This is a genomic window from Fluviicola sp., from assembly GCF_030151805.1.
In the GTDB taxonomy this organism is placed as follows: domain Bacteria; phylum Bacteroidota; class Bacteroidia; order Flavobacteriales_D; family Crocinitomicaceae; genus Fluviicola.
On record NZ_JASLCN010000429.1, the window covers coordinates 1 to 10,078 of the forward strand.

The 10,078-nt window shown below is 42.5% G+C and carries 8 protein-coding genes and 1 pseudogene; 3 read left to right on the top strand and 6 right to left on the bottom strand.

The window, feature by feature from the left end; genetic code table 11:
* Window positions 1-267 (top strand): annotated as a pseudogene (locus tag Q1V93_RS16330) (hypothetical protein); the annotation flags it as partial.
* A 344-nt stretch (window positions 268-611) separates the two neighbouring features.
* On the opposite strand, the gene Q1V93_RS16335 reads toward Q1V93_RS16330, so the two are convergent.
* Window positions 612-1,019, bottom strand: a complete 408-nt coding sequence (locus tag Q1V93_RS16335) for a DoxX family protein (RefSeq protein WP_300666126.1) — start codon at window positions 1,017-1,019, stop codon at window positions 612-614.
* Window positions 1,020-1,131: 112 nt separating this feature from the next.
* Between Q1V93_RS16335 and Q1V93_RS16340 the strand changes: the two genes are divergently transcribed.
* Entirely contained in the window at window positions 1,132-1,470 is a 339-nt protein-coding gene (locus Q1V93_RS16340) for a helix-turn-helix domain-containing protein (RefSeq protein ID WP_300666128.1), read from the top strand.
* Window positions 1,471-1,535: 65 nt separating this feature from the next.
* Here the strand turns inward: Q1V93_RS16340 and Q1V93_RS16345 are convergent, their stop codons facing one another.
* The 3 genes from Q1V93_RS16345 to Q1V93_RS16355 all read right to left on the bottom strand — a co-directional run bounded on the left by Q1V93_RS16345 (window position 1,536) and on the right by Q1V93_RS16355 (window position 6,844).
* The gene (locus Q1V93_RS16345) at window positions 1,536-3,968 is read right to left on the bottom strand and encodes a DUF5723 family protein (protein WP_300666130.1); all 2,433 of its coding nucleotides are present in this window, start codon (window positions 3,966-3,968) and stop codon (window positions 1,536-1,538) included.
* Window positions 3,969-3,980: 12 nt separating this feature from the next.
* Entirely contained in the window at window positions 3,981-6,155 is a 2,175-nt protein-coding gene (locus tag Q1V93_RS16350) for a hypothetical protein (RefSeq protein ID WP_300666131.1), read from the bottom strand.
* A gap of 80 nt (window positions 6,156-6,235) precedes the next feature.
* On the bottom strand, window positions 6,236-6,844 hold the full coding sequence (locus tag Q1V93_RS16355) for a ribonuclease HII (protein WP_300666133.1): 609 nt from the start codon (window positions 6,842-6,844) through the stop codon (window positions 6,236-6,238).
* Between the two features lie 87 nt (window positions 6,845-6,931).
* Between Q1V93_RS16355 and Q1V93_RS16360 the strand changes: the two genes are divergently transcribed.
* Window positions 6,932-7,291 (top strand): hypothetical protein, encoded by a 360-nt coding sequence (locus Q1V93_RS16360; RefSeq protein ID WP_300666134.1) that lies wholly within the window; start codon window positions 6,932-6,934, stop codon window positions 7,289-7,291.
* Between the two features lie 144 nt (window positions 7,292-7,435).
* Here Q1V93_RS16360 and Q1V93_RS16365 read toward each other — a convergent pair whose 3' ends face one another.
* On the bottom strand, window positions 7,436-9,214 hold the full coding sequence (locus Q1V93_RS16365) for an acyl-CoA dehydrogenase family protein (RefSeq protein WP_300666135.1): 1,779 nt from the start codon (window positions 9,212-9,214) through the stop codon (window positions 7,436-7,438).
* Window positions 9,215-9,294: 80 nt separating this feature from the next.
* Window positions 9,295-10,078, bottom strand: a 784-nt coding sequence (locus tag Q1V93_RS16370) for a glycosyltransferase family 9 protein (protein ID WP_300666136.1), incomplete at its 5' end; no start/stop codon positions are given.

Consider the following 10,078-nt stretch of genomic DNA (forward strand, 5'->3'; position numbering starts at 1 on the left):
GCAGAAATCAAGGCATTGATGAAAGATAACAGGGAAATGTTGTTTCTCTATTCCGTCATCCTGGAAAAAAGCTACATGTATTGGGAAGACAGATACATTGTTAACCAGATTCACGAATCGGAAGAACGATACGCTCATTTTTACAACCGGGGAAAAAGCACGATTCTGAAAATTCCCTTGAAAATCTTGTCCAGTTACTTAAATATCAGGCAGGAAACCTTGAGTCGGATCAGGAAAAGATGGCTGAAGCAGGATGGTTCTGTGTAGGGCTTTGGAATTTCGTACTCTTTGTACTCACCGTGATAACAAAACCACCAGGAAATGCTTAATGGATTAGACCCTTCGATGTTCCAGCGCAAAGAATTGAAGAGCGGAAAGAGCTGTGTTTGTTTAAAACGAAAAAAATGCACAGACCCCTTACTGTGACTGGGCTAATAGATACATGTCTATGCGTATTTTTTACAACTGAAACGGCGCAGAAGTTTCCTGATTTTTGTTTCTCGCCGGTGAATAAACCAATGACTCTTGCTAATCTTTGAAACGTAATCCTGTAGAAATCTGGAAGCAATGGGTTTTTAAAATCATCTTCTAAAAAACTGATCAATAGCTCTTTATGAACTGACCTTTTTTGTCTTTCCGGAAGGAATTTTGAATCTGCCCCAAACAATCAATCCGGCAAAGACTGCAAACACGATATTTACCCCGATTTGTTCTGTTTCTCCCCTGGAAATATGAAAAATACCGGCTGCGATCATGAGTAAGATGATTCCGATCGCGCTCAGCGGAACGAAGATGGGTTTGAACCGGAGAAGAGCAGGGAAAATTAATCCGAAAGCACCGAGCAGATCGAAGATACCAGTCAGTTTCACGAAACCGGTTGAAACTTCTCCAGTCCAGGGCCACATTGTTTTCAATGCTTCGATCGGTTGAAACAATTTCATACTTCCGGCCCAGATTAAACTTCCCGAGAGGAGAATTTGCAGAGCCCACAGTAGCATATTTGCTGTTTGTTTTTTCATTGAGTTAACGATTGAATCCGGAATAAAAGTATGTACATTCGCTTTCCGTTCGAAAGCACTTTCCCTTTGGATAGCGCTATCCGAAATGGTAGTAACGTTTAAAATCAGGAAGATGCTGAGTCAAGGAGGTTGCCCTAAAAATATTTTGTCGATCAAAGATGCATTGGAAGCCGTTGAAGGCCGATGGAAATTACTGATCTTATTTTCGTTGTCGGAAGGACCGAAGCGGTTCAAACAATTATCGCGGGAAGTGAATGGAATTACGGATAAAACCTTGTCGAAAGAATTGAAACTGCTGGAATCGAATAAACTGATCACCCGGGAAGTTTATGATACGTTTCCGCCAACGGTGGAATATACGATTACAGCGCATGGAAAATCACTGGAGAAAGTGATCGAAGAATTGCATTACTGGGGTTTGGCGCACCGGAAAGAAGTGTTGGGGAAATAGTTGAAACAAAAATGTCGGGGCGAAAATTTTTCGCCCCGACATTTTCAGTTTGTAATTGATTCTTCCTATTCGAAGATCACATTCATTTCAACACGTCTGTTTTTCTGACGTCCTTCCGGTGTTGCATTCGTCGCAATCGGTTTAGTTTGACCATACCATTCTGCTTTCAAACGAGCTGCATCCACACCTTTAGTTGCTAAGTATTTCTTAACAGCTTCAGCACGGTTTTTAGAAAGCGTCATGTTTTTCTTAGCGTCTCCTTTGTTATCCGTGTGACCAGCGATTTGTAATTTCCAATCCGGTTTTTTGATTAACAAGGCAGCCAAATCATCCAACGATTTGAATGAAGTTGCAAGGATTACTGATTTACCGGATTCGAACTCTAAGTTTTCGAATGCAGTGTTCAGAATTTCCTGTTCTTCTTTTTCGATTCGAGGACAACCGCGGTTATCAATCGGACCAGGAATAGTCGGACAAGCATCATCGCGGTCATACAATCCGTCGCCATCTGTATCCGGCCAAGGACAACCACCATTCTCAATCGAACCGTATTCGTTCGGACACTTATCCACGTTGTCGAACAATCCGTCATTATCCGTATCCGGGCATCCTTTGTTTGCCAACGGACCAGGAAGATCCGGACAATCATCTTCAGAATCCTGTAATCCGTCACCATCGCGGTCCGGACAACCGTTGAATGCTGCCAATCCTTTCACTGTCGGACAACTATCCTGCGGATCAATGATTCCGTCTTCATCCGTATCCGGACAACCTCTGTATGCAGCAAGTCCAGGCAAATCAGGACAAGCATCGTCTTTATCCGGAATTTTATCACCGTCACGGTCAGGACAACCCTGGAACTCCGCTAAACCTGGTGTGTCAGGACACAAATCTTCCGTATCCTTGATTCCGTCTCCATCTGTATCCGGACATCCTTTGAACGACCAGATTCCCGGGATATCAATACATTCGTCTTTCTTGTCTGAAACTTTATCGTTGTCTCTGTCATCCGGTTTAGAGTAAAGGATCGGAACACGAAGTCCCAGGTAGAATTCCGTACCACGTACTTTTCCGGTAGCAAAAAGAGAACGGAAATCCACTACTCCGACAGTAATCGGACCTAAGCGCGAAGCAATACCGGCTTTCCATCCCGAATAGGTATTCACTGAAACCGGAACGTACAATCCGAACCACGCATAATCGAAGCTTGGAGTAATTGCAAATTGATTCGGTGTTTTTACACGTGAAGGGTTTCTTTTCCCGATCACGTTGATATTACCGGTTGCATTGATGTAGAACCATTTCCAGATATGGTAATCCAACTGAATGTTAATGGCAGTCGGTGTATTCATATAATAAGATTGCCCCACTCCCTGGTTGGAATTCCAACCTGAACCAGGTGTAGTAATCAAACTGTCGATGATCGAGTCAAAAGAAGCAAATGATTTTACCTTATCGAAGATACGCAGATCCAACGTGGAAGTATTTACGGAGAAATCGCGGCTGTGGCCACCTTTCGTAAACTTCATTCCTCCGATATCGATAATGGAAACACCTGCACGCAATTCGTACTTGTTTTCGTTGCGCATCCAAAGATCCGTTTCACCGTCCATTTCGTATTTGAACTGCTTGTATTTCGGTCTCCATTCGTACACAACTCCTAAATCCAATCCGAAACCCAGTTTGGAAGCCGACTTGAAGAACGTTTTGGCATTGATGTTTTTCAAATCATCGAAATTATTGGAATAACCGTATTTGAAGTTTCCGACCAAAGTAGTTGCCGTATCCTTGTTCAAAAGCTCGTAATCCAATTCATCCGTATACGCATACGCGGAAGCCAGTCCCTGAAGCAATTTCACGCGTCCACCGACTTTCAGGAAATGCTGACCTTTATCCAATACAACCTGTCCATAATTGACACCGTATTCGTTCCAGGCCATCATGTTTGCGTTTACAAGCTTGTCATTCAGTTTCAAATTCCACAAAGCCGCAAAATCTAATCCTTCTTCTGCCAGTTTCGATAATTTCGGATCAATATCATCAATGTTGGTGATCATTCTGCTTTTTGCAGAGAATCCAACGGCAATTTTGGGATTGATGTGAAAAGCAAAATTTAAGATATCGACCTGGTAATTCAGATAAACACCCCGCGGTGAAACCCCCGGTTTGTTGTAGTCATACAAATTGAACATCGAACGTTGGTACAAAGTACTGTCCGGTTTCATCCACATCGTATCCTTTTTAAAGGATTTGAGCCACCATTTCGGCATCACGTCCGTATCGAAATACTTCGCATTCTGCCAGGCTCCAACATTCGCACTTCCCAGGTTGATATCGACGATAAATCTTCCGTCAACGAAACTTGCTGGTTGTGCGTCCAATCCCATCACTCCGACGTAGTTACTACTATGAACACCCAAATAATTTTGAGAAAATGCAGCAATAGTAGAAAAACACGAAAAAGCTAAGAAAGTTAATTTGCGTAACTGTTTCTTCATAAGTAGTGTTTATTAATAATTCAATGGATAGCGTATCAAATAACCATTTGCCTGCGAAACTAATAAAATCGTTCCGTCTGTTTGTCGTTGGAATGCAATTTTATTTGATCCTTCGTAGCTTTCTTTATTCAATTCGTTACCACGTATGGTATAAATATAACAGTTATTGGCAATACCGTCAATAATCCCAACGACAGTTTTTCCATTTGGTAATTTGATGAGTGCTGCATCGTCGATATTGCCGACGGTTGAGTTGAATTGACCCAAAATAGTTCCCGTTCCTGAAATAACATAAATGGTATTTTGCTGTGTCAGGAAAAACAATTGCTCATCGCCGAAAGTCTGTGTATTCAGGATAGAAGATACATTTCCGACAAGCATGGCTTTGGTTCCGTTTTCCGTAAAGCGCACAAATTGTTTTTTGCTTAAACCGAGTAAACTGATGGTTCCGTTTACTTTTACCAAATGCCATTCGCCCTCACTCAGGTTGTGGGATTTGATAACGCGTTTGCGTTTGAGCGAAAGAATTGACCAATTGTTGTTGGTACAAATATGCGCAATCAGTTCTCCTTTCTTTCCCTGGATAGCCAGCTGAGCTTCTTTTTGAGAGGAACCGCCGCTGATTGGGATCTTCATGCTTTGTTTTCCGTTGGTTCCGTAAGCCTGAATCTGACCGTCAGCAACAAATGCAATGAAATCTTTCCTGTTCCAGAAATAGGAGAACAAGTTACTTGTTACCTGATTGGCAGCAATCGGGAAGCCCGAAAGATTGTTTCCGGCTCTGTCCAGACCAAGAATTCCCGTTTTGGTAGCCAGGAAAATACCGTTTCCGATCAGAACCGGGTTACCAATCGCTTCGGATTCCAGCGTTTTACTCCAAAGAATCTGTTTGCTGCCAACGAAATACAAGGTGTTTGACCGTGTAAGCGCAATGAGATTGTTCGATCCTGAAATCGGAGTCAAAGAACGCAGATTATCATCCAAACGCAGCGGATTCAATTTCGGAATCTCGCTTGTAGTGCCGTTTTCCTCTTTTTGTCCGTTCTCATTTAAAATCTGTAGCGTGCTGTGATTTGCATGCGTCAAACGACTCATGGTTAGCTGCTGATTTTTATCGAAATTCCGGTAAGAAACCTTCTGCGGAGTATTGCTGAATAATTTGTACTTCAAAGTTGTTGATTGCTCCAAAGTTGCTCCCGTTTCGTAAGCTCCGATGATGCGGTTGATACTTTGTTGGGAATTGGAAATCAAGACGCTGTTGTTGAACAATTCCAGGTAAATCTTTTTATTCGGGCGGAGAAAAGGGAAATAATGCCCCTGAAGCGTTGCCTGTTTTTGCTTGTCGGAACTAGTGACTCCGTTCAGTTCACTGAGAATTGCCAGCGGATCCTGTCCCGGTTTGTAATCGGAAATCAGGCAGGTATCTTTTTGATTTACTACCAAGGCCAAGCCGTAATCCATCCAGTCGAAAATGATTGATTTTTTCGGGTATTTCGAAAGCAGGTAATTCTTTTCAAAAAAAGTATACGAATCGAAATCGGCCGGGATCAAACCCTGAAACAATTCCTGGTCATTGATCAAAGGCAAAGCTTTGCTTCCGGTATGCGTAATGTATTTGACCTTGTTATTAGCAATGAAATAAGAATCTTCGATTTCGTACGAATTGTCAGGTGTTTTGTACACCAAAGACAAGCTGCTTTTGCGATCCAGGTATTTCCAGGTGACAATGCTTTTTGGAGCCGGATTCCAGTTGCCCTGGTAAAGAACGAGGAATTTCCCATGAAATTCTCCCTTCCAGTTGTTGGAAAGCGAAAGGTGTTTTTGAGTCGAAATAGTAGACGAAAGAGCCAGCTTTTCAGCATATTTCTTTACAATATCACTTGTCCATGGCTTGCTTCGTTCCAGAAGAACCAAATCGCGGGTCGTGGAAAAATAGAAGTGCTGAATGCGTTCCGGTTCGTTGAGTAAAAGAGTGAAAAAGCTGTTTTTTTGAAGCGAAGCGACAATCGGGCTGTTGTAATCCACTTCCACCGATTTGTGAACCACAATAATGGTGTCGTCTTTTGGAGAGAATACATTTTCCGGAGTCGGGGGAGTGCTGGAACCTTCCACAATGGTGAAGCCCACATAACCGATCCATACTAAAGAACAACTAACGAGAAAAATAATTATCGAACGACTAAGCATACCTTTTACTGTTCATCAAAAATAAGCTTTCAGAATACCCCTTTTTCATCTTTCCGATGAAGAAGTTAACAGTGGAGTGTTTACTCTTCGAAAAGTGATAATTGCCCTTTTCCAAGAAGATTAAATCCGGCTCTGTGATGAATGCACGCCCCGTGAGTTAGGATTGCCAACCGATGCGCTTTCGTCGGATAACCTTTATTTACTTCCCATCCGTAATGCGGAAATTCGTGATGCAGTTGTTCCATGTATTCGTCGCGATACGTTTTAGCCAGGACGGATGCTGCTGCAATGTTTTTGTATTTTCCGTCTCCCTTGATGATCGGGACAGATGGAATTTCATTGGAAAGCAAGGCTTTGTTTCCGTCGATCAAAAGCAGTTCCGGCCGGACTTTTAAATCCATCGCTGCACGATACATTCCTGTAAGCGAAGCTTTTAAAATGTTGAGTTCGGCAATTTCATCCGTGTGTAAAAACTGAACTGAATAGGCAAGTGCTTCTTTTTCAATGATCGGACGTAAGATATTTCTACTTTTTTCGGAAAGTTGTTTAGAATCATTCAGAAGTTCGTGTGAAAAACCCTTTGGCAGAATCACGGAAGCACATACTACAGGTCCGGCCAGACAACCTCTTCCGGCTTCATCGCATCCGGCTTCCAACTTCGTTTTGTCAAAATGGTCTAATAATTGCATGATACAAATGTTATTAAAAATGTTGTATATTTAGCACATACAACCTTTAGGTATTATTTACGTCTACTTATTAAACTGTTATAGATTATGAAAAAGTTAGTTATGATATTTGTTTTGTCTTTAGCAAGTTCATTTGCTTTTAGTCAAAATTCAGCATCAATTAGTTCAAATCAATTGAAAACCGGAAAAGCAGAAGGAGTTTATGAATTCTCCGTACCGGAATCAATTACCGCTGAAAAGGTTGATGCAGTAAAAGGTTATTACAAAGATTACTTTTCTGTTGCATTCAATGAAGCAACGGATAAGTTGAAAGTTACGTTGATAAAAAACGAAGAGCCGAACCTGAATGTAGTAAACCGTTTGTTGGTTGCTTTGGATTTACGTATGATTGCAGTTGATGGCCAGGAAATGACTTTCCAGGACATGAAAGACAAGTATTTGAAGTAAGAGAAAGCGAAGCTTTCGATAGAAAGAAAACAAGCGTCAGTGCAGTTTCAAAAGAAGCGAAGCTTTCGATACAATAAGAATATAAAAAAAGGTCGGGGTGAAAAATTTTCACCCCGACCTTTTTCGTTTATCACAAACTTACACTTAAAGGGTGTAAGCGTTTTTGTCAATTAAGTATTGCGCAATTGTCTGGCGCTCGTTTTTCGGATTGATCGGATCCACTTTCGTGAAACGTTTCACTCCGGTAATCATCATGCGCGCTTCGTCTCCTTCAGCAAAACTATAGATTGCATCTTTAGCAGCTTTGTCAATTCGCTCCGCGGCATCGTAGAAATACGTTTTTACGATAGAGATCGGAATGGCAGCAGCAGCTTCACCTTGTGTTTCGATCAGTTTCTCCACACGAAGTAAAACCGATTCAGCCTGGTAAACCCAGATGGAAATATCTGCAATGTTCATCAGGATTTCCTGTTCTTTCGACATGGTTTGCATCAGTTTCTGAACGGCAGATCCGGCAACCATCAAAATCGTTTTTTTGAATCCTGCCAATGCTTGTCTTTGTGCTGCAAGCGGGTGAGAGCCCAATTCTACCATTTCGGGAATACTCATTAATTCGGAAGCCACTTTCATTGCAGGCCCCATCAAATCCAGTTCACCCTTCATTGCCCTGCGAAGAACCATGTCAACGATCAACAAGCGGTTAATCTCATTCGTTCCTTCGAAAATGCGGTTGATACGGGAATCGCGGTAAGCTCTTTCAACAGACGATTCTGCCGAATAACCCATTCCACCGAAAATCTGTACACCTTCGTCGCTGACATAATCCAAACATTCGGATCCTGCCACTTTCAAAATCGCACATTCAGGTGCAAATTGTTCGATTCCTTTCAAAGTAGCCTGACTTTTCTCCATTCCCCCGGCAATGTATGCCTGAATAGCGTCGTCGATATTTTGTCCTGCGCGGTAGATGGCAGATTCCGCAACGTATGCACGAATGGCCTGCTCCGCGATTTTAAAGCGAATTGCTCCGTATTTTGAAATCAATCTTCCGAATTGCTCGCGCTCATTGGCGTAGCGGATAGAATCCGTGATCGTTTGTTTTGCTCCTCCTAAAACTCCGGCAGCCAATTTGATCCGGCCGATATTCAAAATGTTCAATGCGATCTTGAATCCGTTTTCCCGCTCTGAAAGCATGTTTTCAACAGGAACTTTCACGTTATTAAAGAATACCTGGCGGGTAGATGAACCTTTGATCCCCATTTTTTTCTCTTCCGGGTTCAGACTGATTCCTTCCGAATCTGCTTCCACCAAAAAAGCCGATAAATTTTTGTCGTCGTCAATCTTCGCGAAGACTGTGAACATATTTGCAAATCCACCGTTGGTGATCCACATTTTCTGACCATTCAAAATGTAATGTGTTCCGTCGGAAGATAAAACCGCTTTGGTTTTCCCTGAATTGGCATCCGATCCGGCGCTTGGTTCGGTCAAACAATAAGCCGCTTTCCACTCACCGCTGGCCAATTTCGGAATGTATTTCGCTTTTTGTTCTGCATTTCCGTAATACAATAAAGGAAGTGTTCCGATCCCGGTATGTGCACCGTAGGCTACCGAAAAAGAATGCCCTTTTCCTAAGCGTTCCGTTGCGAGAAGTGCCGTTTTGAAATCCACTCCCATTCCGCCCAAATCTTCCGGAACAGATAAACCAAGCATTCCAAGTTCCCCCGCTTTTTGAATCAGGGACGGCATCAAACCTTCCTCCATTTTATCTATACGATCCAAGAGAGGTGTAATTTCCTGCTCGATGAAATCATCGCAAGTCTGTGCAATCATACGTTGCTCTTCCGACCATTCTTCCGGTGTGAATATTTCCTGATGGGTAACATCGCGGATAATGAATTCTCCGCCTTTGATAGCTTGTGACATAATTCTATATTGTTTTAAGTTCGTTTCTTGGCTCTAAAATAAACAATTATTTAATGTTATGCAAGCATAGTAATAAATAATTACCGAAGCACTTTGCCTAAAGCTTCTTTGTCATTTCCAAGATACTCAATTGAAGAGTCAAAAGCAATTTCGTTGTATTGAATGTAGGAATCGAATACTTCATCGACGGTGATGAGCTGCATGCATTGGTTGTTTCCTTTGCATGGCGGAACCACGAATTCATGCACGCAAGGACTGCAGTAAACGTTTTTATAGATGGTTTTTACATTAGCTCCGAAACCGTATTGCGCAGGCGAGCAAGGCCCGAATAAGGCCAGAACCTGTGTGTCGAGCGAAGAAGCCAGATGCATTGGCCCGGTGTCGTTGGTAATCAGCAGTTTTGCTCCACGCAATACTTCGATCAGTTCTCCCAGATTTGTTTTTCCACTCAGATCAACCACCAGTTCATCCGAAGAGAAGTGTTTCGTGACTTCATGGACATAACTTTGCTCGTTTTTAGAACCAATCACGAAGATTGGAAGTTGCGGTTGTGCTTTCCGGATTCGTTTGATGAGTTCGGTAAACGATTCTGCCGACCAACGTCGTTCGTAGCGCAAATCGGAAGCATTCGGGTTGATGACCAGGTATTCGTTTTGAAGGTCGGGGATTTTAAACGCCGTATTTTCGGGAATACTGTACAACGCGGTTTTCATGTCCGAAACTCCGAGTAAACGCGCAAATTGCAGGTAAGCATGGGAAATCGGAGCCTTGGTATTGAAATACATCATGTGCGTATACATTCCCATGCGGTAACGATTCGAACGCAAATAATACCCGAATCGGTTTCTTGCCAAACTCACGGTC